This is a genomic window from Neisseria sp. DTU_2020_1000833_1_SI_GRL_NUU_006 (genome assembly GCA_032388755.1).
Lineage (GTDB): Bacteria > Pseudomonadota > Gammaproteobacteria > Burkholderiales > Neisseriaceae > Neisseria > Neisseria sicca_C.
In genome coordinates, this window is the sequence record CP135593.1 from 1,299,511 (window position 1) to 1,322,734 (window position 23,224).

20 protein-coding genes are annotated in these 23,224 nt (G+C 52.5%); 10 read left to right on the plus strand and 10 right to left on the minus strand.

Going from position 1 to position 23,224, the window contains the following annotated elements; genetic code table 11:
* Positions 1 to 61: 61 nt before the first annotated feature.
* From surE to RSJ68_06345, 3 genes are all read right to left on the minus strand, one after another.
* Positions 62 to 817, minus strand: coding sequence for a 5'/3'-nucleotidase SurE (gene surE / locus RSJ68_06335; GenBank protein WNU96100.1), 756 nt, complete (start codon positions 815 to 817; stop codon positions 62 to 64).
* A 128-nt stretch (positions 818 to 945) separates the two neighbouring features.
* Entirely contained in the window at positions 946 to 1,785 is an 840-nt protein-coding gene (gene htpX, locus RSJ68_06340; GenBank protein WNU96101.1) for a protease HtpX, read from the minus strand.
* Positions 1,786 to 1,967: 182 nt separating this feature from the next.
* On the minus strand, positions 1,968 to 2,570 hold the full coding sequence (locus tag RSJ68_06345) for a DUF4230 domain-containing protein (GenBank protein WNU96102.1): 603 nt from the start codon (positions 2,568 to 2,570) through the stop codon (positions 1,968 to 1,970).
* A 322-nt stretch (positions 2,571 to 2,892) separates the two neighbouring features.
* Here RSJ68_06345 and ribBA point away from each other — a divergent pair, with 322 nt between their 5' ends.
* The 3 genes from ribBA to mutL all read left to right on the plus strand — a co-directional run bounded on the left by ribBA (position 2,893) and on the right by mutL (position 7,245).
* A complete protein-coding gene (ribBA, locus tag RSJ68_06350) occupies positions 2,893 to 4,233 on the plus strand; it encodes a bifunctional 3,4-dihydroxy-2-butanone-4-phosphate synthase/GTP cyclohydrolase II (protein WNU98359.1) in 1,341 nt (446 codons plus the stop codon).
* 268 nt (positions 4,234 to 4,501) lie between these two features.
* The gene (locus RSJ68_06355; GenBank protein WNU96103.1) at positions 4,502 to 5,125 is read left to right on the plus strand and encodes an EVE domain-containing protein; all 624 of its coding nucleotides are present in this window, start codon (positions 4,502 to 4,504) and stop codon (positions 5,123 to 5,125) included.
* A 128-nt stretch (positions 5,126 to 5,253) separates the two neighbouring features.
* Positions 5,254 to 7,245, plus strand: coding sequence for a DNA mismatch repair endonuclease MutL (gene mutL / locus RSJ68_06360; protein WNU96104.1), 1,992 nt, complete (start codon positions 5,254 to 5,256; stop codon positions 7,243 to 7,245).
* Positions 7,246 to 7,315: 70 nt separating this feature from the next.
* Here the strand turns inward: mutL and RSJ68_06365 are convergent, their stop codons facing one another.
* The 6 genes from RSJ68_06365 to RSJ68_06390 form a co-directional block, all read right to left on the minus strand.
* Positions 7,316 to 7,465 (minus strand): hypothetical protein, encoded by a 150-nt coding sequence (locus RSJ68_06365; GenBank protein ID WNU96105.1) that lies wholly within the window; start codon positions 7,463 to 7,465, stop codon positions 7,316 to 7,318.
* 212 nt (positions 7,466 to 7,677) lie between these two features.
* The gene (locus tag RSJ68_06370) at positions 7,678 to 7,818 is read right to left on the minus strand and encodes a hypothetical protein (GenBank protein ID WNU96106.1); all 141 of its coding nucleotides are present in this window, start codon (positions 7,816 to 7,818) and stop codon (positions 7,678 to 7,680) included.
* Between the two features lie 290 nt (positions 7,819 to 8,108).
* On the minus strand, positions 8,109 to 8,789 hold the full coding sequence (locus tag RSJ68_06375) for a Sir2 family NAD-dependent protein deacetylase (GenBank protein ID WNU96107.1): 681 nt from the start codon (positions 8,787 to 8,789) through the stop codon (positions 8,109 to 8,111).
* Between the two features lie 45 nt (positions 8,790 to 8,834).
* Entirely contained in the window at positions 8,835 to 9,035 is a 201-nt protein-coding gene (locus RSJ68_06380; protein ID WNU96108.1) for a hypothetical protein, read from the minus strand.
* A gap of 345 nt (positions 9,036 to 9,380) precedes the next feature.
* A complete protein-coding gene (locus tag RSJ68_06385; protein ID WNU96109.1) occupies positions 9,381 to 10,157 on the minus strand; it encodes a ferredoxin--NADP reductase in 777 nt (258 codons plus the stop codon).
* Positions 10,158 to 10,394: 237 nt separating this feature from the next.
* The gene (locus tag RSJ68_06390; protein ID WNU96110.1) at positions 10,395 to 12,731 is read right to left on the minus strand and encodes a TonB-dependent siderophore receptor; all 2,337 of its coding nucleotides are present in this window, start codon (positions 12,729 to 12,731) and stop codon (positions 10,395 to 10,397) included.
* Between the two features lie 250 nt (positions 12,732 to 12,981).
* On the opposite strand from RSJ68_06390, the gene RSJ68_06395 reads away from it, so the two are divergent.
* The 7 genes from RSJ68_06395 to ruvB all read left to right on the plus strand — a co-directional run bounded on the left by RSJ68_06395 (position 12,982) and on the right by ruvB (position 20,942).
* On the plus strand, positions 12,982 to 14,751 hold the full coding sequence (locus tag RSJ68_06395; GenBank protein WNU96111.1) for an ABC transporter ATP-binding protein/permease: 1,770 nt from the start codon (positions 12,982 to 12,984) through the stop codon (positions 14,749 to 14,751).
* Between the two features lie 130 nt (positions 14,752 to 14,881).
* A complete protein-coding gene (locus RSJ68_06400) occupies positions 14,882 to 16,192 on the plus strand; it encodes a DUF2130 domain-containing protein (GenBank protein ID WNU96112.1) in 1,311 nt (436 codons plus the stop codon).
* 248 nt (positions 16,193 to 16,440) lie between these two features.
* Complete coding sequence (locus RSJ68_06405; protein WNU96113.1) at positions 16,441 to 16,848, plus strand: NfeD family protein; 408 nt, start codon at positions 16,441 to 16,443, stop codon at positions 16,846 to 16,848.
* Between the two features lie 39 nt (positions 16,849 to 16,887).
* The gene (locus RSJ68_06410) at positions 16,888 to 17,847 is read left to right on the plus strand and encodes an SPFH domain-containing protein (GenBank protein WNU96114.1); all 960 of its coding nucleotides are present in this window, start codon (positions 16,888 to 16,890) and stop codon (positions 17,845 to 17,847) included.
* Positions 17,848 to 18,157: 310 nt separating this feature from the next.
* Positions 18,158 to 19,411 carry a multifunctional CCA addition/repair protein gene (locus tag RSJ68_06415; GenBank protein ID WNU98360.1) on the plus strand — a complete coding sequence of 418 codons (1,254 nt, stop codon included), beginning with the start codon at positions 18,158 to 18,160 and terminating at the stop codon, positions 19,409 to 19,411.
* A gap of 119 nt (positions 19,412 to 19,530) precedes the next feature.
* Positions 19,531 to 19,839 (plus strand): hypothetical protein, encoded by a 309-nt coding sequence (locus RSJ68_06420; protein WNU96115.1) that lies wholly within the window; start codon positions 19,531 to 19,533, stop codon positions 19,837 to 19,839.
* A 71-nt stretch (positions 19,840 to 19,910) separates the two neighbouring features.
* The gene (gene ruvB / locus RSJ68_06425) at positions 19,911 to 20,942 is read left to right on the plus strand and encodes a Holliday junction branch migration DNA helicase RuvB (protein ID WNU98361.1); all 1,032 of its coding nucleotides are present in this window, start codon (positions 19,911 to 19,913) and stop codon (positions 20,940 to 20,942) included.
* A gap of 118 nt (positions 20,943 to 21,060) precedes the next feature.
* Here ruvB and RSJ68_06430 read toward each other — a convergent pair whose 3' ends face one another.
* Positions 21,061 to 23,085, minus strand: a complete 2,025-nt coding sequence (locus tag RSJ68_06430; GenBank protein WNU96116.1) for a recombinase — start codon at positions 23,083 to 23,085, stop codon at positions 21,061 to 21,063.
* Positions 23,086 to 23,224: the final 139 nt, after the last annotated feature.

A 23,224-nucleotide genomic window follows, 5' to 3' on the forward strand; every position in this document is an offset into this window, starting at 1 on the left:
CCTGTTTCAGAACAAAAAGATCGTCTGAAAACACTCGGCAAAAAAACAGAAATCTGTGTGCTTATCCCTCTTTACCGTCCTGCCAAAATCCGCTGACTGCATCCATATGGCGGTAGGAAGTCAAATCGATTTGCAGCGGTGTAACCGTGATAAAGCCCGCCTCACACTCCCCGAAATCCGTACCTTGCTCCCGGTCGGAAATATCGCCGACGGGACCTATCCAATAAATAGACTCACCGCGAGGATTCTTCATCGGGATAACGCTTTGCTCATGATGCCGCCGCCCCAACCGCGTTGTTTTGATACCTTGTACCGCATCCGGCGGTACGGCGGGAATATTGATGTTCCAAAGGACAGGCGTTTTAGGAGAATTTTTCAACAACCGCTCCAATATCATCCAAGCCGCCTGTTCCGCCGTCTGCCAATAACGCCCCCGCGTATCGTTCAAAGACAACGCAACGGCAGGAATGCCCATCAGGAAGGCTTCGGTCGCTGCGGCAACCGTTCCCGAATAAAGCGTATCGTCTCCCATGTTCGCACCATTATTGATGCCTGAAAGGACCAAATCGGGTTTAAAATCCGAAAGTACATGGCAACCCACATGAATACAGTCGGTGGGCGTACCGTCAACATAATAAAACCCGTTTGCCGCCTGCTTCATTTGCAAAGGGCGGTCGAGCGTCAAAGAATTGCTGACGCCGCTTCGGTCGCGTTCGGGAGCAACGATGCGGACATTGGCAAACTCCGCCGCCACCCTCGCCAAAATGGCTATGCCCTGCGAAGAGTACCCGTCGTCATTGGAAATCAAGATGTTCATTGTTATAGCTCTCTGAAAAGGGATGCTATTGTATCGCCCCCATACTGCGGCCGTCTATCCGAAACACTCATGAAAAAAGGTCGTCTGAAACCAAATTTGGTTTTCAGACGACCTTTTGTTTTTTCGCATTACAGATTTTTCAAGCGCGCAATGCGGTTATCCAAAGAAGGGTGCGTACTCAGCAGGGAATCTTTGGCATCACTGGCAATCCCCATCGCATTCATCTGCTCGGGCAAATCGCTCGTGCTGCCTTTCAAACGTTGCAGCGCGGCAATCATTTTATGCGCACCGACCAACTTGGCGGCACCCGCATCCGCACGGTATTCGCGCTGACGGCTGAACCACATGACGACGATGCTTGCCAAAAAGCCGAACACAATCTGCAACACCATGCTCACCATAAAATATGTGCCTTGCGAAGTGCTGCCGTCGTTATTGCGGGCAATCATGCCGGAAACGACGCGTGCCAAGAAAACCACAAACGTATTGACGACACCCTGTATCAGTGTCAACGTAACCATATCACCGTTGCCGACGTGCGCCATCTCGTGCGCCAAAACCGCTTCGACCTCGTCCCGGGTCATATGATCGAGAAGGCCGGTACTGACGGCGACTAAGGAGCTGTTGCGTGTCGCGCCGGTTGCAAAAGCATTCGACTGAGGAGAATGATAAATCGCTACCTCAGGAGTTTTGAGACTCCATTGACGGGCCTGCGCTTCAACAGTTGCCAAAAGCCATGCTTCTTCTTCGCTGCGCGGTTGAACGATAACTTCCGCACCCACCGAGTTTTTAGCGATGGTTTTGGACATGAGCAAAGAAATAATCGAACCGGTAAAGCCGACGACGGCAGAATACGCCAGCAGGCTGCCGACTTGGTCCGTACTGTTGATACCGAGGACTGCCAAAACAATCCGGATGACGACTAAAACCGCGATATTGGTTACGAGAAACAGAAAGACACGTTTCACCAGTGTTCCTTTAAATTTGTTTGTTATGTAAAAAATGAATTCTTCAAATACCTTACAAAAGGCAATGTATTTTCTCAAAAAGTCTCGCCTACCGAAACACCTTATTGGGAAAAGGTATGCAAATCCAAATACACTTTTGGTTACCCACTCGCAATATTATGCTGTCAAACGTCATCCAGCGTTCAGTTGCACTGCCCCACTGCCGCCGGATAAACCGATACCTGCGTCTGCGTCAGGGCAAACAGGTTTTCAAGCTGCGTTTGCGCCTGACGGTTGGCGTGATCCAAAATCTGGGCTTTACACGCGCTGGCGAGGACTTGTTTTTTGGCTTCGTCCTGCACGGTTTTGAACACCGCCTTATCCACCGGCAAAAGGTTGAACGAGCCGGTTTGGATGTCGTACACCTCGATATTTTCCAAATCGACACTGAGGATTTCTACGGGCGGCAGGCTGATGAGGACTTTTCCGTCCACGATATTGACGTTGTCGGCGTGAAGTTTGTCCAAATCCAAGCCCGCCAACACTTTGCCGCGCACGATAAACAGACCGCTTTGAGAGTCCTGCCACAATCTGCGCCAGTCGCCTTTTTTCTCGGTGCGGATGATGGTATCGATGTAAAAAGCCGTGCTTTCCAAGCGGTTCATCTGCTTAATCTGCATCAAAACGCCTTCGCGCGAAATCGCTTCATGGGCGTTGTCGTTGCGGTGCTGGGCATAAAACCAGCCGCCCGCCGCTGCGACTGCGCAAAAAACAGATATTAAAATCAATCGGTAAACCATTTTCATCAGGTTAGACCCTTTTCGGTTGCGTTAAACTTATAGTGGATTAAAATTGCAATGATACGGCGTTGCCAACGCCCTTATGTACTACCCGTACACGGCGGACGTTGCCGCCTTGTCTCATTTTTATTTTAATCCACTATAACGCCCATATTCTTTCAAATGTTCAGATTTCAAGCAAAGGTCGTCTGAAAACGCCATTTTTGTTTTTCAGACGACCTCCTGTCGAAACATTACCAAAAAGTAATAAAAATCCGCCATCAAACAAAGTTTGCCTTTTGGTAAAGACAAGACTACAATCGCCTACATCCTTTCAGCCACGCAACACATCATGAACACCACCGACCTGCGCCGCCGCAACCTGCGGCAATGGATAGCGGACAAATACGGCGGCCAGCAAACCCGTTTTGCCGAAGCCATCGCTATCAACCAAGGCGAATTGTCCGCCCTTCTGAAAAACAAATCCTTCGGCGAGAAAAAAGCCCGCAAGATCGAACAGGCGGCGCAAATGCCCGCTATGTGGCTGGATCAAGAACACGCCACAACCCAACCCGACCATCAAGAAAGACGCACCATGCCCCACATTTCCTCCATCCCCGAAATCCTCGCCGACATCAAAGCCGGCAAAATGGTCATCATTACCGACGCGGAAGACCGTGAAAACGAAGGCGATTTGCTGATGGCGGCGCAGTTCGTCACCCCCGAAGCCATCAACTTCATGATCAAACACGCGCGTGGACTGGTTTGCCTGCCGATGGAAGGCAGCATGGTCGAACGGCTCGGCTTGCCCATGATGACCCAGAAAAACGGCGCGCAATATGGCACCAACTTCACCGTTTCCATCGAAGCGGCGCAAGGCATCACCACCGGCATTTCCGCCGCCGACCGCGCCCTGACCATCCAAACCGCCGTCTCCCCGACCGCCAAACCCGAAGACATCGTCCAACCCGGCCACATCTTCCCGCTGCGTGCGCAAAAAGGCGGCGTCCTAGTACGCGCCGGACACACCGAAGCCGGCGTCGATTTGGCACAAATGAACGGGCTAATCCCCGCCGCCGTCATCTGCGAAATCATCAACGACGACGGCACCATGGCGCGTATGCCCGAACTGATGAAGTTCGCCGAAGAACACAACCTCAAAATCGGCACGATTACCGACCTTATCGAATACCGCAGCCGCACCGAAAGTCTGCTCGAAGACATGGGCAACGCCCCCGTACAAACCCCGTGGGGCGAATTCCAGCAACACGTTTACGTTGACAAACTCTCCGGCGAAACCCACCTCGCCCTCGTCAAAGGCAAGCCCACCGCCGACACCGAAACCCTCGTTCGCGTACACGAACCCTTCAGCGTCATGGACTTCATCCAAGCCAACCCGCGCCATTCCTGGTCACTGCCCAAAGCCCTTGAGCGCATCCAGCAAGCCGACAGCGGCGTCGTCATCCTCCTGCACCGCACCGAAGACGGCGCCACCCTGCTCGACCGCACCCTGCCCAAAGGCGCCAACCAAGCCTACAAATGGGACAGCAAAAGCTACGGCATCGGCGCGCAAATCCTCGCCGGCCTCAACGTCGGCAAACTGCGCGTGTTAGGACAGCCTTCCGCCTTCACCGGCCTGACCGGCTTCGGCTTGGAAGTCGTCGGCTTTGAAGAAGCAGAAAACAAATAAACCGCCTATCTTGTCAAAAGGTCGTCTGAAATCCCGATTCCGGTTTTCAGACGACCTTTTGCTATAAATTACCTGATTCAGCCAACCTCCCATAAAAGTTATTATTATATTTTATTATAAATAAAAACAATAATATAATAAATTAAGAATAATTTAAGAATAATTTTTATTTCATTTGAAATTAAAATATAGCATAATAATCTTCATCAAGAAGGGAGCACTTCCTCCTGATATTTTATTTAATCCTAAAAAACAAAAGGATCTAACTATGCCCAACAGCTATATCGACCGCCGCACAGAAATATATAACCAACGAAATCAAAATAAGATTACGTTGAGTTTACGTTTATCCATTAAAGATGATTTGATTTTGCAAGAGCTTGCTGATGCTTGGGAAACAACCCGCCAAGACATCATTAATGATTTAATTCAAGAATTCATTATTCAAGACTGGGAGAACAAACGAATGATTGACAAACAAAAAGACGAAGAATTTGATAATTCAACTACAACACGATATTTCTTATTAAATACTAATAGTGCCAACGACTTGGAAGACCATAATTTCATGATGACAAACCAAGTAGCTGCTGCATTTGAAGATGGCTACAAAGAAAAAATCTGTCGGATTAAAAAAGGAGACTATGTATTCCTATACGCCTCCGGACAAGGAATTGTTGCATATGGTCAAGCAACAGGAATCGTAGAGAAAACTCATCATTATGGCGTTGATAATAAAACATTTTTTCAGAAACTAGAACATTTTGTCGATTTAAGTCAAAATCCAATCAAAGCAAGACAGGTTAAATCCATTTTGGGACGTTCTTTTCCTTTTGCCCAAACATTATCTCAGATTACTGATGGGGAAAAACTTTTGGAGAATCTCAAATAAGACAAAGTAAGGCTACAAGTATTCTGTAAAACAGCAGTTAAATTTCAAAAGGTCGTCTGAAATCCCGCTTCCGGTTTTCAGACGACCTTTTGCTATAATACCCGCCAGTTTGAAAACGGAAGAAACCCATGTCCCGAATCGCCGCCCTGCCCGACCACCTCGTCAACCAAATCGCCGCCGGTGAAGTGGTCGAACGCCCCGCCAACGCCCTGAAAGAAATCGTCGAAAACAGCATAGACGCAGGCGCGACGGCGATTGAAGTCGAGTTGGCGGGCGGCGGTATCCGCCTCATCCGCGTCAGCGACAACGGCGGCGGCATCCACCCCGACGACATCGAACTCGCGCTCCACCGCCACGCCACCAGCAAAATCAAAACCTTAAACGACTTGGAACACGTCGCCAGCATGGGCTTTCGCGGCGAAGGCTTGGCAAGCATCGCCTCCGTCAGCCGCCTGACCCTGACCAGCCGCCAAGACGGCAGCGCGCACGCGACCCAAGTCAAAGCCGAAGACGGCAAACTCAGCAGCCCCACTGCCGCCGCCCACCCCGTCGGCACCACCATCGAAGCCGCCGAACTCTTCTTCAATACCCCCGCGCGGCGCAAGTTCCTCAAATCCGAAAACACCGAATACGCCCACTGCGCCACCATGCTCGAACGCCTCGCACTGGCGCATCCGCACATCGCCTTCTCGCTCAAACGCGACGGCAAACAAGTGTTCAAATTCCCCTCCCAAAGCCTGCACGAACGCATAGCCGCCATCGTCGGCGAAGACTTTCAGGCAGCATCCTTAGAAATCGACAGCGGCAACGGCGCGCTGCGGCTCTACGGCGCCATCGCCAAACCCACCTTCGCCAAAGGCAAAACCGACAAACAATACTGCTTCGTCAACCACCGCTTCGTGCGCGACAAAGTCATGCTCCACGCCGTCAAACAGGCATACCGCGACGTATTGCACAACGTCCTCACCCCCGCCTTCGTCCTCTTCCTCGACCTGCCGCCCGAAGCCGTGGACGTCAACGTCCACCCCACCAAAACCGAAATCCGCTTCCGCGACAGCCAGCAGGTGCACCAACTCGTGTTCCACACCCTCAACAAAGCCCTCGCCGACACCCGCGCCGACTTGACCGAAAGCGTCGGCAACGCAGGCGAAGTGTTGCACGAAATCACAGGTATCCGTCCCGCGGCAACGTCGTCTGAAAACGAGCCTAACGGGTTCCACCCAAACCCGACCACGTCTGAAAATATTTTCGCCGCCGCACCAAGCACACACGCCTCCGAACCGCGCAACGCCTTCAGTTCAGGCAAAACCGCCCCCATGCCCTATCAGGCAGCACGCGCGCCGCAGCAACGCAGCCTGTCCCTGCGCGAAAGCCGCGCCGCCCTCAACACCTACGCCGAACTCTTCAAAAACACCGCAGCCGATGAGGCCGATATCGAGTTGGCACAATTCGAACAAGCACGCTTCGGCAGCACATCCCCCACGTCGTCTGAAAACCCCGCACGTGCCTTTTCAGACGACCCCAAACCCGAACTGCCGCCGCTCGGCTTCGCCATCGCACAACTATTAGGCATCTACATCCTCGCCCAAGCCGAAGACAGCCTGCTGCTCATCGACATGCACGCCGCCGCCGAACGCGTCAACTACGAAAAAATGAAACGCCAGCGGCAGGAAAACGGCAACCTGCAAAGCCAACGCCTGCTCATCCCCGTTACCTTCGCCGCGTCCCACGAAGAATGTGCCGCCCTCGCCGACCACGCCGACACGTTGGCAGGCTTCGGGCTGGAATTGTCCGACATGGGCGGCAACACCCTCGCCGTCCGCGCCGTCCCCGCTATGCTTGGAAAAGCCGATGTCGTCTCGCTCGCCAAAGACGTATTGGGCGAACTCGCCCAAGTCGGCAGCAGCCAAACCATCGAAGAACACGAAAACCACATCCTCGCCACCATGTCCTGCCACGGCTCCGTCCGCGCCGGCCGCCAGCTCACCCTGCCCGAAATGAACGCCCTCCTGCGCGACATGGAAAACACCCCGCGCAGCAACCAATGCAACCACGGCCGCCCGACCTGGGTGAAACTGACGCTGAAAGAACTGGACGCACTGTTCTTACGCGGACAATAAAGTTGGTGAAAAGCAAAGGTCGTCTGAAAACGGATTTAAGCTTTCAGACGACCTTTTGTCTCAAATTCAATCAAAAAAACCAACCGTAGCGTGGGCTTTGCCCGCGAAAACCTCCGCCAAACCTATCTTTAAAAAACTCAAAGAAACCCTTATCCATCGTCATTCCCGCGTAGGCGGGAATCCAGACCTCGGCATTTCGGAATGATTTCAAAGCTGCCATAACTTTAAACTTCTGGATTCCCGCCTGCGCGGGAATGACGACGGTAGGTTAGCCATGTGTGAGGGAGGGGAAAAAGTGAAGCAAGTGCAGGCTGTGTCAAACCCTAACAAAAATTACTGAATCTTCTGCGATACCCAATTTTCAACCTAATCTATCGCCAAATCAAAAGGTTTCAGACGACCTTTTAATTAAAAACTCCTCCCATCGATAACCTAAACGTAGCGTGGGCTTTGCCCACGAAAACCACCGCCAAACCTATCTTTAAAAAACTCAAAGAAACCCTTATTCATCGTCATTCCCGCGCAGGCGGGAATCCAGGCTTCGGCATTTCGGAATGATTTCAAAGCTGCCATAACTTTAAACTTCCGGATTCCTGCCTGCGCGGGAATGACAGCGATAGGTTCGTCATCTAGGGGCAAGAGTGAAGACAATATCCACTCTTATAGTGGATTAACTTTAAACCAGTACGGCGTTGCCTCGCCTTACCGTACTATCTGTACTGTCTGCGGCCTCGTCGCCTTGTCCTGATTTAAAGTTAATCCACTATAACATTTAAACTTCCCGCCAAACAATCTCCAACCCCATAACTCCATACAATACCAAAGGTCGTCTGAAACTTCTTCAGACGACCTTTCCTTAATTCTCAAACCCGACCAATCAAATACTCGACCAATGCCGGCACACCTTCCGCCGCGCGTTTCGGAATCACTTCGACATCCGCGCCCACGCCTTGCGGGTTCGGATCGACCAGATAGCGTTCCGCATCGGGCGGCGCGTAATGAATCAGCGAAGCTGCCGGATAAACCTGCATTGACGTGCCGACAATCATGACCACATCCGCATCGCGCATTTCCTCGACCGCCGCGTCAAACATCGGCACTTGTTCGCCGAAAAACACGATATGCGGGCGCATCGGATTGCCTTGGCTGTCGCGCACATCGTCGGTCTGCTCGCCGGTAAATTCGATGATTTCGTCTTCATCGACGGTGCTGCGCAGTTTGTTCAGCTCGCCGTGCAGGTGCAATACTTTGCTGCTGCCTGCCTTCTCGTGCAGCGCGTCCACATTCTGCGTGATGATGTGCACATCGTAATATTGCGCCAGCTTGACCAACGCCAGATGCGCGGCGTTCGGCTCGGCGGCATTTGCCTGAAGCCTGCGCTGGTTGTAAAAATCAATCACGAGCTTGGGATTGCGCGCCAAGGCTTCGGGCGTACAAACATCTGTAACCTTATGTCCTTCCCACAAACCGCCCGCATCGCGAAAAGTCAGCAACCCGCTGTCGGCGCTGATTCCCGCGCCGGTCAGGACAACGCATTTTTTCATTGTTCGGACTCCTTATGTCGTCTGAAATTCATATTGCCAAACGGCTCAATCGTCCGGATGGAAACGCGCGGCGGCACGCTCTTTGGCGGCGGTTTCCTTGTCTTTCAATTTCGTTCCCAGACCAAGGCGTTTTTCGTATTCCGATTGCGGCGTATCGTCATCCTGCATGCCGAATGCGCTGGCGTTGACCCAAAGCGCGAGAAGCGAAACGACAAAGGCGCAAAAACCTATGATGTACCAAAACATTTGTTTTCCTGTATTTTTGATGTGCAATAACGAAGGGCGCGATAATCGGGAATGAAACGGCAGATTGGAAAGGAGTAAATTCAAATAAGAAATACCTGCCGCGGCAATCACGGTACAAATATTTTCTATTTGAAGCCACTGTCAAACAGTCAAACTGCCTACCCGCCGCCTTTCATATAGCGGTTTGTAAAGATATGAAATGTATCACAAAGCCGATGTGATATAAATTCTCCCGCCTGATTCTTTCATTCGTTTACCTATTATCGGTTTAAAAGCCAAAAGGTCGTCTGAAAAGTTTTCATAACTTTTCAGACGACCTTTATCTATCCTTAAAAAACAAAACCCTTATTGATCCACAAATGCGCGCTCAATCAGGTAGTCGCCGCGTACACCGGTTTTCGGGGAGACGGTCAAACCAAAATCGTCCAGAACTTTGCAGGTGTCTTTCAGCATGGCCGGGCTGCCGCAGAGCATGGCGCGGTCGTCTTGCGGGTTGATTTTTGGCAGGCCGATGTCTTCAAACAATTTGCCGCTTACCATCAGGTCGGTCAGGCGGCCGTGGTGTTCGTAGTCTTCGCGGGAAACGATGGGGTAGTAAATCAGTTTTTCTTTAACCAAGTCGCCGAGGTATTCGTGTTCGGGCAATTCTTTGGTGAAGCGGTCGTAGTACGCCAAATCTTTTTTGTAACGCACGCCGTGTACGAGGATGATTTTTTCAAATTGCTCGTAAATTTCAGGGTCTTTGGTGATGCTCAAGAAAGGGGCGATGCCGGTACCGGTACTCAACAGGTAAAGGTGTTTGCCGGGATTCAGGTCGCCGGCAACCAAAGTTCCGGTCGGTTTTTTGCTGATCAACACGTCGTCGCCGACTTTAAGGTGTTGCAGGCGGCTGGTCAGAGGGCCGTCTTGGACTTTAATGCTGAAAAATTCGAGGTGTTCTTCCCAGTTGGCGGAGGCGACGCTGTATGCGCGCATCAGCGGCTTGCCGTCCACCATCAATCCGACCATGACGAATTGGCCGTTTTCGAAGCGCAACGATTCGTCTCGGGTGCAGGTAAAGGTGAAATACGCATCCGTCCAGTGGTGTACGGACAATACTTTTTGGGTATTGAATGCTGCCATTTGAGTTTCCTGTCGGTAAATCCGTCTGATCGCGCGGGTCGGGCGGATGATGGTTTAAAAGGGTTTTCAGACGACCTCTCTCGCCTGTGAATAGATAATGCCGAATTAGAGCAAACGCGCAATTTTAAACGAAAATATTTATCATCACAATGCTTGCTTTTTAGTAAAGGTCGTCTGAAAACCCAGATTGAGGATTTTCAGACGACCTTTGTCTTTGCCGGTTGACCTGTTCGGATATTAGAAATCCAATTCCGCTTTCAGCCAATAAGTACGCGGCATGCCGACGACGGCGAAGCTGCGGTCGTATTGGCCGCGCTGTACCTGCCAGTAGTTTTTGTTGAACAGGTTTTCCACCGAACTGCTGACGGTCAGGGTATTTTTGCCCAGCTTGGTTTTGTAGCGCGCGCCTACGTCAACCAAGGTATAGGACGGGAAAGCGTATTGTTTTTGCGTGTCTTGGTAAGACTTGCCGAAATACGAAACGTTGCCGTTCAAGGTCAAGCCTTTGGCAAACGGGGTGTCCCACTCTACGCCCGCTTTGGCAATTACGCGCGGGTTGGCAACTTGTACGCCGTTTACCAGCATATCGCGCGAATTCGGATAATTCTTCACGGTCGATTGCAGGTACATCAGGCCGAAATTCGGGCGCAGGGTTTTATTCAACAGGTTGGCATAAGCATTGAACTCGATACCGCGGCTGCGTTCCATGCCTTGCTCATCTCCGGCTGCGCCGCCTTGCGCTTTATAACGGGCAAAATCGGTGTTGTTGCCATAGGTTAGACTGCCGTTGGCATTGGTCTGACCGCGCCAATAGCCCGGGCGTTTAATTTGGAACGCGTTCAAAGTGGTGACAAAGTCGCCCCAGTTTTTACGCACGCCGACTTCAAACTGACGGCTGACGCGCGGTTTCGACATCGTAGTTTCACCTGAATCATCGGTTTTGATGTCGGCAGGCTCTAAGTCTTCCATATAGTTGCTGTAAACCACCAAATCAGGTTGCGGCACCCATGCGGCCATCAACATCGGGCTGAAGCGTTTGGCATCGCCGCTTTTACCTTCTTTTTTATTGGTGTATTCAACAGCTTGGAAGCGTCCACCCAAGGTCAGGCGGTATTTGTTATCGGCAAAGCCCAGCGTATCGGACAAGGCAAGGCTATTGACTTTAATATTGGCATCGAGGTTTGCCGAGCTTTCCACAGTGGCTGGATAGTCTGGACGGAATGAAGCCAGTTGGGCGGCAATATCACCGTTTGTCTTAATCACGACACTGCTGCCGCCTGCCGCCGAACCGCGCAGAGTGGCGCGTTGTCGGATGATGCGGTCGAAGGCAGTGCTCCAGTTGTGGCTGACCGGACCGGTTTCAAACTCGCCGCGTGCGGACAAATTCATACTCAAAGTACGGAAATACTGGTCAGTCAGACGTGCCGTACCGGTCGTATATTGATGACCATCAGCACATGCTTTAGCACTTGAAGTTGTTGAATCCCATTGTGTCGTTGATGTAGCGTTTGAATTTATAAGACGAGTACGAGCAGCATATGAATTACAAATAGTCGGAGAAATCAACGTGCCGTAATAACGCGCCTTGTTGTAACCGATACCGCCGGTAATTTGCGCATTTTCAAACGCATCCCATTCGAAAGTCAGCATATTGGTTCGACCGACGGTGTTCTGCCAGTTCCAACTTGGCAGCAGGTTCACTTTGCCGTCGGGCGCGTCAAACAAGCGGCCGTTGGCGTTTTGAATATCCTGCATGCGCGCGCGGCCGCCGTTGGTTTTGCGTTTCGCGTAGATGGAATCGAACGCCACGCGCAGTTTTTCGCCGCGGTAGTCGGCATTTAAAGCAAATTCTTTGTTGTCTTCGTTGTAACCGTGGCGCGGGGTGTCGCCGTGGCGCAGTTTGCCGTTGGCGCGCACGCCGAATTCTTTGTTTTCGCCGAAGCGTTGACCCAAGTCGAATGTGCCTTGAGCGCGGTTGTTGCTGAACCAGCCCAAACCGATTTTACGGTTGCCTTCGTCGGCGGCTTTTTTGGTCTCGATATTGACGGAACCGGATACCGCGCCTTCAGGGTCCATGCCGTTTACGGCGGTGGACGCGCCTTTAATCAGTTGCGCGGAGCCAACTTGCACGCTGGCCGTGCCTTGCGTGCCGTACATACCTGCCAAACCGTTGACGCTGAATTGGCGCGCATCAAGCTGATAACCGCGGAAATACAAGCCGGTCAGCGTGTTGCTTTCGCCGCCGAACTGCCAAATGGAAGCGTCTTTTTTCGCTACGGCATCCACCAAAGTACGCGCTTCGGTGTTGTTGAGGGCTTGTTCGTCGTAGTTGACGACGGTAATCGGCGCGGTAAAGGCGTTGGCTTTGCCCAATACGCCCAAGTTCACGCGGTCGCGCAAGTCGCCGTCGCTGGCGATGGAGTAAGAACGGGCGGCTTTGACGCGTTTGGCGTCGGCGCGGACATGGACTTCCTGCAACTGCTGTTGCACAGGGGCTTCGGGTGTCGCTTCATCGGCGGCATAAGAAAACGCGCTCATAATCAAAAGCGGCATCAGGGCTAATTTGCTGTTCATAGATTCCTTCTGTCTCTGAGGTGGGTTATTTTTGTTGCAATAAACGTTAAAAATCACAAAGTAATTTTGCTGCGGAATTATATTTGATAACATTCTGCTTTTCTATAAAAAGTGATGATAACTATTTGTAAAAACAAAAATACAACATAAATCAAAACTTTTTCCATAGTAATTGTAAATTATTTTATTAAGCAGAGAATGCGGGTTTCAGACGACCCCTGCCCGCTGCCTGCCTCAAGAGACAACGCACATGCAAAAATGGCAAATCGAGCTTTATTCCACGCCGTCTTGGCTGTTACAGACCTTATTGATGGTCGCCGCCGCCTCGGCGGTGATTCTGTTTTTGGCACGTGAAACGCGCTTCGGGCGCGAGTTTGCCTATATCCTGCGGCTGTGTCTGACGCCGAAAAGCGCGGTCAAAGTATTGCTGCTGATTACGGCGATGATTACGCTGCTGCTGACCGAAGTGCGGTTGAATGTATTGAGTACCTTTATGTCCAAAGGGCTTTACGACTCGATGCAGGATTTGAACGCCTCCGCGTTTTGGATGTTTGCAGCGATGAACGCGGGCGTGGTGTTGGTACGGGCGTTTAACAACGTCGTCAACGACTTTCTCGATCAAGGCTTGGCGATTAAATGGTCGGAGCGGCTCAATGAAGTGCTGACAACGCGCTGGCTTGCCGACAAAAACTACTACCGCCTGCAAATGCGCCGCCATGCGCCGGACAACATCGACCAGCGTATCCAACAAGATGTGCAGGATTTCATCGCCTCGACCATAGAATTTGTGCGCGGCATGGTCAATTCGGTCGTTACCTCGCTCGAATTTGCCGTTGTTTTGTGGGGCTTGGCGGGCATCCTGATCGTGTTCGGCTTCGACATTCCGCACGGCATCGTTTGGTTTGTCTATATGTTTGTGATTTTGGCGACCTTTATCGCCATGTGGATAGGCAACCCGTTGATTCGTTACAACTATGAAAACGAAAAGCTCAACGGCGACTACCGTTATTCCCTCATTCGCGTGCGTGACCATGCCGAAAGCGTGGCGTTTTACAGCGGCGAAAAACACGAACACGACCAGCTTGCCGACCGCTTCAAAGCCATCATCCGCAACCGTTGGCGCATTGCGCGACAAAGCGTCTGCCTGAGCGGCTTTAACGATATGTTCACCAACGGCATCAAACTCTTCCCCATTATTTTGCAAGCTCCGCGACTGTTTGCCGGACAAATCAAAATCGGCGACATCCAGCAGACCGTCCAAGCCTTCGCCCGACTGCAAAACGCCCTGTCCTTCTTTCGGATGTTCTACAACAAATTTACCGCCTACCGCGCCCGACTGGAGCGTCTGTACGGCTTTTTACTGAGTACGGAAGAACACCACAGCGCACAACAACCCGACATTACCGAAGTTTCAGACGACCTCTCGCTGGAAAACGTCGCCCTGTTCCGCCACAACGGCGAAATTCTGTTGAGCGGCATCAACGTCAACCTCAAAAGCGGCGATTCCCTGCTGATACGCGGCCCGAGCGGTTGCGGCAAAACCTCGCTGCTGCGCGCGCTGGCGGGGCTTTGGCCGTTCGGCAGCAGCGGCAAAGTCAGCCGTCCGCCGCATCAAGACATCCTCTTCCTGCCGCAACGCCCCTACACGGCGCAAGGCAGCCTGCGCGACGCGATTTGTTACCCCGACATCGACAAACAGCATCCCGAACTAGCCGAAGCCATGAATACCTGCCGCTTAGGTTATCTGATTGATAAACTGGACAAAACCGACGACTGGCAACATAAACTCTCCCCCGGCGAACTGCAACGCGTCGCCTTCGTCCGCGCCCTGCTCTCGCAACCCAAAGTCATCCTGCTTGACGAAGCCACCGCCGCCTTGGACGAACCGACCGAGGCCCTGCTCTACCGCTCCTTAAAGCAAAAACTGCCGCAGAGCATCATCATCAGCATCGGGCACCGCAGCACACTCAACGAGTTTCACGATTTCAGTCTTGATGTCGGCAACGTAGCTTGCGATTGAATTTAAAGCAACGAGGTCGTCTGAAAACCCGTAAGGGTTTCGTCAAAACGAGCGCAACGAGTTTCGCTAAAACTTTTTCAGACGACCTTTCTGCTAAAATGACACGCTTCAAATACAAGGGAAACCCGCCATGCACGAAATCAAATGCCCGCACTGCCACACCGCGTTTACCGTCAACGAAGCCAGTTACGCCGACATCCTGAACCAAGTCCGCACCCAAGAATTTCAAACCGAAATCCACGAACGCCTGCAACAGGCGCAGATGCAGTTTCAAAGCGATATGCAGCTTGCCCAAGCGCAGGCGCAAAATCAGTTCGACAAAATCCTAGCCGACAAAAACCACGAAATCGCCGCCCTATCCAACCAAATCAACGCCTACGAAAAAGACAGCAAACTTGCCGCCGCCGAGATTGAAGGTCGTCTGAAAGCGCAAATCGCCGAGCAGGATAAATTGATTGCCGAGCTGAAAGCGCAGGCAAAATCGCTGGAAACGGCGAAAAACATGGAAAAAGAGCTGGAAATCACCAAAGCCGTTGCCGAAAAAGAGCGCGAATTGGGTAATTTGAACACGCAGCTCATGCTGCAATCCAAAGAAAACCAGTTGGAAAAACAAAGCCTGCGCGAAAAATACGAAGCCGAACTCAAACAAAAAGACGAAACCATCGCCTTCTACAAAGACTTCAAAGCCAGACAGTCCACCAAAATGATAGGCGAAAGCCTCGAGCAGCACTGCGAAACCGAATTCAACCGCATCCGCACCACCGCCTTTCCACAAGCCGTTTTCTGCAAGGACAACGACGCCAAAACCGGCAGCAAAGGCGACTACATCTACCGCGAAACCGACGAAGAAGGCAACGAAATCATCTCCATCATGTTCGAGATGAAAAACGAAAGCGACGAAACCGCCACCAAAAAGAAAAACGAACACTTTTTTAAAGAGTTGGACAAAGACCGCAGAGAGAAAAACTGCGAATACGCCGTACTCGTCTCACTCTTGGAAGCCGACAGCGAACTCTACAACAACGGCATTGTCGACGTGTCCTACGCTTACCCGAAAATGTACGTCGTGCGCCCGCAGTTTTTCATCCCCATCGTCTCCCTGCTGCGCAACGCCGCGCTCAATTCATTGAAATACAAACAGGAATTGGCACAAATGCGCGCGCAAAACATCGACATCACGCATTTTGAAGAAGACTTGGACAAGTTCAAAACCGATTTCGCCCGCAATTACGAACTCGCCAGCCGCAAGTTCCAAACCGCCATCGACGAAATCGACAAAACCATCAGCCACCTGCAAAAAACCAAAGAAGCCCTACTCTCTTCAGAAAACAACCTGCGCCTCGCCAACAACAAAGCAACCGACCTGACCGTCAAAAAATTAGTGCGCAAAAATCCGACCATGAAGGCCGCCTTTGCCGCGTTGGAGAAAAAAGAGGATTGAGGTTCGTATGAAGTAAAGGTCGTCTGAAAGCGGCCTTCCCCGTTTTCAGACGACCTTTCCCGAGTCAAAGCCGTTTGAATATTACCTGCGATACAGCTATGATGAAGCCTGTCCCTACACATTGATATAGTGGATTAAATTTAAATCAGGACAAGGCGACGAAGCCGCAGACAGTACAGATAGTACGGCAAGGCGAGGCAACGCCGTACTGGTTTAAAGTTAATCCAATATAATGAAAGGAATCCCGCATGACCGCTTGGTTTATTGCCGCTGCCGCCGTCCTAATTGTCGAACTGTTTGTCGGCACTGTATATCTCTTGGTGGTCAGCGCGGCTTTGTTCGGTGCGGGATTGGTGTATTGGCTGACCGGTGATACTTCGATTGCCGTTGTTGCGGCAGCCGTTTTGTCTGCCGCCGGTATCTGGGTAGTACACAGCAAGTTCAAAAAAACTGCGCCCCGTCAAGAATTGAATGATGATTTGGACATCGGACAGACCGTTCATATCCTCCGCCACCTTCACGGCGATTGTTATGAAGTTTCTTATCGGGGGACGCGCTGGCAGGCGCAGACTGAAAATGCCGACGCCGTTCAGACGACCTCCACCGCCGTGATTACCGGTAAAAACGGTAATGTTTTACTCATTCGTTTGAATTAATTCAATAATCCGCCCTGTTGTGGTTTAAAAGGAAAAATAATGGACTTTTCATACAGCTTCCCCGTCATCTTGCTGATTGTCGTCGTGATTTTCGGCTTCAAGTCGTTTATCGTCGTGCCGCAACAGGAAGTTTACGTCGTCGAACGCCTCGGCAGATTCCACAACGCATTGACCGCCGGTCTGAACATCCTGATTCCTTTCGTTGACCGCGTCGCCTACCGCCACTCGCTCAAAGAAGTGCCTTTGGACGTTCCCAGCCAAGTCTGTATCACCCGCGACAACACCCAGCTTACCGTTGATGGCATCATCTACTTCCAAGTAACCGATCCGAAGCTCGCGTCTTACGGCTCCAGCAACTACATCATGGCGATTACCCAGCTTGCCCAAACCACGCTGCGTTCAGTTATCGGCCGCATGGAGTTGGACAAAACGTTTGAAGAGCGCGACGAAATCAACAGTATCGTCGTTTCCGCGCTCGACGAAGCGGCAGGCGCATGGGGTGTAAAAGTATTGCGTTACGAAATCAAAGACTTGGTTCCACCGCAAGAAATTCTGCGTTCCATGCAGGCGCAAATTACCGCCGAACGTGAAAAACGCGCCCGTATCGCCGAATCCGAAGGCCGCAAAATCGAGCAAATCAACCTTGCCAGCGGTCAGCGCGAAGCGGAAATCCAACAGTCCGAAGGTGAAGCGCAAGCCGCCATCAACGCGTCAAACGGTGAAAAAATCGCCCGCATCAACCGCGCACAAGGTGAAGCCGAAGCCCTGCGTCTGGTTGCCGAAGCCAACGCCGACGCCATCCGCAAAATCGCCGAGGCAGTCCGCTCAGAGGGCGGCTCCGAAGCCGTCAATCTGAAAGTTGCCGAGCAATATGTCGAAGCCTTCAGCAATCTGGCAAAAGAAAGCACCACGCTGATCATGCCCGCCAACGTCGCCGACATCGGCAGTCTGGTTTCCGCCGGACTGAAGATTGTGGACGGCAACAAAGCGGCAAAATAAACCTTACGTTTTGCCACAAGGTCGTCTGAAAACGAGTGCAATGCGTTTCGCTAAATTAACAGCGAATTTTGCCGAACCGTTTTTCAGACGACCTTTATTCAAATATAGTGGATTAAATTTAAATCAGGACAAGGCGACGAAGCCGCAGACAGTACAGACAGTACGGAACCGATTCACTTGGTGCTTCAGCACCTTAGAGAATCGTTCTCTTTGAGCTAAGGCGAGGCAACGCCGTACTGGTTTAAAGTTAATCCACTATACATTCTGATTGTTACCAAAGACCAATTCAATGACTCAGAAAACACACACCATCAAAACCTACCTCGTCGGCGGCGCCGTCCGCGATTATCTTTTAGGTTTGCCCGTCAAAGACCGCGACTGGGTGGTCGTCGGTGCTGACGCGCAAACTATGCTGGCGCAAGGCTTCCAGCCGGTCGGCAAAGATTTTCCCGTGTTCCTCCACCCCGAAACCCACGAAGAATACGCCCTCGCCCGTACCGAACGCAAAACCGCCAAGGGCTATGCCGGTTTCAGTTTTCACGCCGACAAAGACGTTACGCTGGAGCAAGACTTGATGCGCCGCGACCTGACCATCAACGCGATGGCGCAGGATTCAGACGACCTCATCATCGACCCCTTCGGCGGACAACAGGATTTGGCGGCGGGTATTTTGCGCCACGTCTCGCCCGCCTTTGCCGAAGACCCCGTCCGCATCCTGCGTACCGCCCGCTTTGCCGCGCGCTACGGGTTTGAAATCGCTGAAGAAACCATGAAACTGATGCGGCAGATGGTAGAAAACGGCGAAGCGGAGGCTTTGGTTGCCGAACGTGTCTGGCAGGAGTTGGCGAAAGGTTTGATGGAAAAAAATCCCCGCAGGATGATTGAAGTATTGCGCGAATGCGGTGCGCTGAAAGTCTTACTGCCCGAAGTCGATGCCCTCTTCGGCGTGCCGCAACGCGCCGACTATCATCCCGAAATCGACAGCGGCATCCATACGCTGATGGTACTGCAACGCGCCGCCGATATGGGTCTGACGCTACCCGAACGCTACGCCGCCCTGCTGCACGATTTGGGCAAAGCCAAAACCCCGCCTGACATCCTGCCGCGCCACCACGGACACGACCTGGCCGGCGTCGAGCCCGTGCGCGAAGTCAATCAGCGGCTGCGTGCGCCGAGACACTGCGCCGAGCTTGCCGAACTTGTCTGCCGTTGGCACATCATGTTTCATAAAGCCGTAGAACTTAAAAGCAAAACCATCTTGACCGTTTTGAAAAAAACCGACGCTTTCAGACGACCCGAACGCTTCGCCGGCGCCTTAAACGTCTGTATTGCCGACACGCAAGGCCGTCTGAACCGCGAAAATACGCCCTACCCGCAGCGCGCGTACTGGCTCGCCCTGCTCGAAGCCGCCAACCAAGTGCATTCGGGCAAAATCGCCGCCGAATGCCGCGCGCAGGAAAAAGCGCACCTAATCGCCGAAGAAATCGACCGGGCGCGGTTGGCTCAAATCGCCCCATTGCAAAAAGCGTTTCGGGCGGCGCAAGACAAAACAGAAAGACATTAAAACGCCAATGCAGCCACTTTTAAAGTTTTGAGGACGATACCCAACCCAAGCTTTGAAACAGCGGCCGCCATATCCGCTATAATCTGCCTCTCAGCTATTCCGTTCCAACCATAAAAATCATGACCATTCAGACCGATTTATTGCCTAAAATCAACAACGAAGATTACCAACGCCTCATCCTCAAACACAGCGTAGAATTCAGCCAAGGCGAAATCCGCCTGCTGAACGAAATCCTCGAAAAATTCACCTTCGACGTCGTTCAGGCGCAGGCATTGGCGCAGGCGGTGATGCAGCAGGTGCGCTTCGACCCTAACGCCTACCACATCGACAGCGACGACGAAGACACCACAGGCATCTGCCCCCACTGCATCAACCCGCCCATGCCGCCCCTGCGCGATTACCTCGTTTGGCGCGAAACACGCGGCTGAATCCCTTTCAAAAAGGTCGTCTGAAAGCGGCAAACCGATTTTCAGACGACCCCGAACCCACCGGAAAACCCATGTTGCAAACCGACAACCTGACCGCCGCCCAGCCCCAGCGCATCATCACTGCACAAAGCATCTCCTCGCAGGAAGAGCTGCTCGAGCGCGCCCTGCGCCCTAAAACGCTGGACGACTATATCGGGCAAGACAAAGCCAAAGAACAGCTCGCCATCTTCATCCAAGCCGCCAAAAAACGCGGCGAAGCCCTAGACCACACCCTGCTCTTCGGCCCGCCCGGACTGGGCAAAACCACATTGGCGCACATCATCGCCAAAGAACTGGGCGTCAACCTGCGCCAAACCAGCGGCCCCGTACTCGAACGCGCCGGAGACCTTGCCGCCCTTCTGACCAACCTCGAGCCGCACGATGTATTGTTCATCGACGAAATCCACCGCCTCAGCCCCGTCGTTGAAGAAATCCTCTACCCCGCGCTCGAAGACTACCAGCTCGACATCATGATAGGCGAAGGCCCTGCCGCCCGTTCCGTCAAAATCGACCTGCCGCCCTTCACACTCGTCGGTGCAACCACCCGCGCAGGTATGCTGACCAACCCTCTGCGCGACCGCTTCGGTATCGTTGCCCGCTTGGAGTTTTATCAAAATCAAGACCTTGCCACCATCGTCAGTCGTTCCGCCCAATTACTGCAACTCGACATGGGCGAAGAAGGCGCGATGGAAGTCGCCAAACGAAGCCGCGGCACGCCCCGGATCGCCAACCGCCTGCTGCGCCGCGTCCGCGATTTTGCCGATGTGAAAAACAACGGCGTAATCGATGCCGCCATTGCCGATGCCGCTTTAAGTATGCTGGATGTAGACGCGCAAGGTTTGGACGTCATGGACAGAAAATTCCTCGAAGCCATCCTGCACAAATTCAGCGGCGGTCCCGTCGGTCTTGACAACGTTGCCGCCGCCATCGGCGAATCTACGGACACCATAGAAGACGTTATCGAACCCTACCTCATCCAACAAGGCTTCCTGCAACGTACCCCGCGCGGCAGAATGGCCACCGAACGCGCCTACCTGCACTTCGGCTTGAAAATGGAAAAATAAGCGTATTGAAATGAAGAAAGGTCGTCTGAAACCGGATTTTTGGTTTTCAGACGACCTTTTCGTATCCATTCGAATGGAAGACTTGAGTCAGGATAAAGGCAAGCGTTTTTCTCGCAAGCTAGTGTCTGTCCTCACCCTCTTTGGCAGTATCTTTCCCGCCGTCTTTATCTGTCTGAGCCGGCGTAACCGGGAAAAACAAGATCAGCGGGTTGGCTTTAATCTGCTGCCAGAAACTTTTACACAAATTGCCGACGCTGTCGATTTTTGTGTCGCGCGAACGCAGGGCGACGAAGAGGGCGAGGGTGAAGCTGACGACGAGATTGACCAGGCCGATGGCCAAGACGCTGCAAATCCCGAGCATGAATGTATCAAAGCCGACATTGCCGCTGACGGCGGCGTAGCCTAGGTTGGCGGAGGAGAAAGCGACATGGCGGATGTCCAGCGGCAGGCCGAGGAGGTGTCCGAAGTAGCCGGTCATGCCCAAGAGCATTCCGAAGATGAAGTTGCCGAACAGCGAGCCGTAGTGTTTGTGGATGTAGGCGGCAAGGACGCGGCGGGGTTTGGGGCGCATGATTTTGCGCAACAAGGGGTTGAAGGGCAGGCGTTGCCGCAGGTTAAGATAATCGGCGCGGTTGTCGAAGAAGCCCGCGATGATACCGGAACAGAACAGCCACAAGCCAGCAATAGCCGCATACCATAAGGTCGGTCGATTGATGATGTCTATGGATTTGAACTCGTAGGCGGTAGTGTGGGCATCGAGTATGGGCTGTTGGTGCAGATGGGCATAGCCGAACGATATGGCGCACGCCAAAAGGATGGCGATGGAAACGTTGCCGAAGACGGCGACGCTTTGGGAGCGGCATACGTCGATAAGGAGCCTGGCGAGTTTGTTGTCCACCGCTTTGCCGCCTTCGTTGAGATCGACCTGTTCGGCGAAGCTGGCGGCGGTCATGGCGGGCTGTTTGGTGGCGACGGTGCAGTGCAGCATGTGGATGAACATAAAACCTATGCCGTAGTTGAGCCCTGCCAACAAAGAGGTAACGAAGGGGCTGAAGCCGAGTGAACCGATATGGATTTTGTGCAGCGCCATCAGAGCGATGATGACGCCTCCGCCCGCCGCGGAGTAGAACATTTTGAAATATTCTTTGCGGTTGCGGGTGATGTAATGCTCTCCGTGGTGGCTTTTGTTTTCGCTGATGCTGCGGGCGAGCATGTGGATGCTGCTGCGGCGCAGGTGGCGGGTACTGTATTGCTCGACCGCGGCGTAGATGAGGGAATTCATCAGGGTAATGGTCAGTCGGTTGCGGTTGCCGGCATCGGTTTGGATGTCGGTAAGCAGTTTGAGACGGTTTATAGTCTGCTGGAGCCGTTCGAGCAGGTGGGCGACTTTGACGGACGAGCCTGAACCTGCGCCCGTCCCTCTTCGGCGCAGATAGTCGATCTGGCTGCAACATTGGTCGAACATGACTTCCAGATGGGCGGTGTCGTAAGAGGCTGTGTTATTGCGGTAGTGTTCAACCAATTTTGTAATTTCGCGCTGAAGTGCGATAAAGGGAGAATCGGCTTCGAGCAGGCGCGGAGCGATCCGGATGAGATCAGGCTCGAGGGCTTCTGATGCAATCCAAATGGCAAGCATTTCCATAGCGCGCAGCCGGGCGTCAACCAGCTGGCGGCAGGCGTTTTGCAGCAAGGCAGGATCGACGCTGGAGCGGATATGGTCGTAAAGGCCCAACCATTGGCGGATACTGAGGGTTTGCAGCCAGTCGTCGTCGTTTTCGGAATGGAAAAGGTAGAGGAACACTTCGCGCAGGTTGGCAAAATCCTTGTAGGACGGGCTGAAGCGTTCGTAGATGCGTATGCCCATCTCGCGGGCAAAGCTGGTCCGTGAGAAGATGCCGAGTTTGATCAGCGCGGGATAGATATGGACTTGAGAAAGCCAGTGGTAGAAGCGGCCGCTGAAACTTTTTGCGAGCTCTTCGTCTTGTTTGAGCGTGGCGATAATCAGGTCGAAACGTTCTGCCGCCTGTTTTTTGCCGCCGCGCCGCAAAAATTTGATTAAGGCATTCAGAATAAGGACGAAATCGGTGTCGGTCAGACTCTTCGACAGAAGAGGATGTAGATTTTGGTGAGTAATTTTTTCCATTGCGGTATTTTTACACAAAACGGCGGGTTTGATAAGTTTAGGCAATTTATGCAATCCGCGGTAAGTACCGTCGATATTATGAAGCCGTGCCTGATGGATTATGCCATCTTTGTTTTTTAAGGTCGTCTGAAAACCGTTT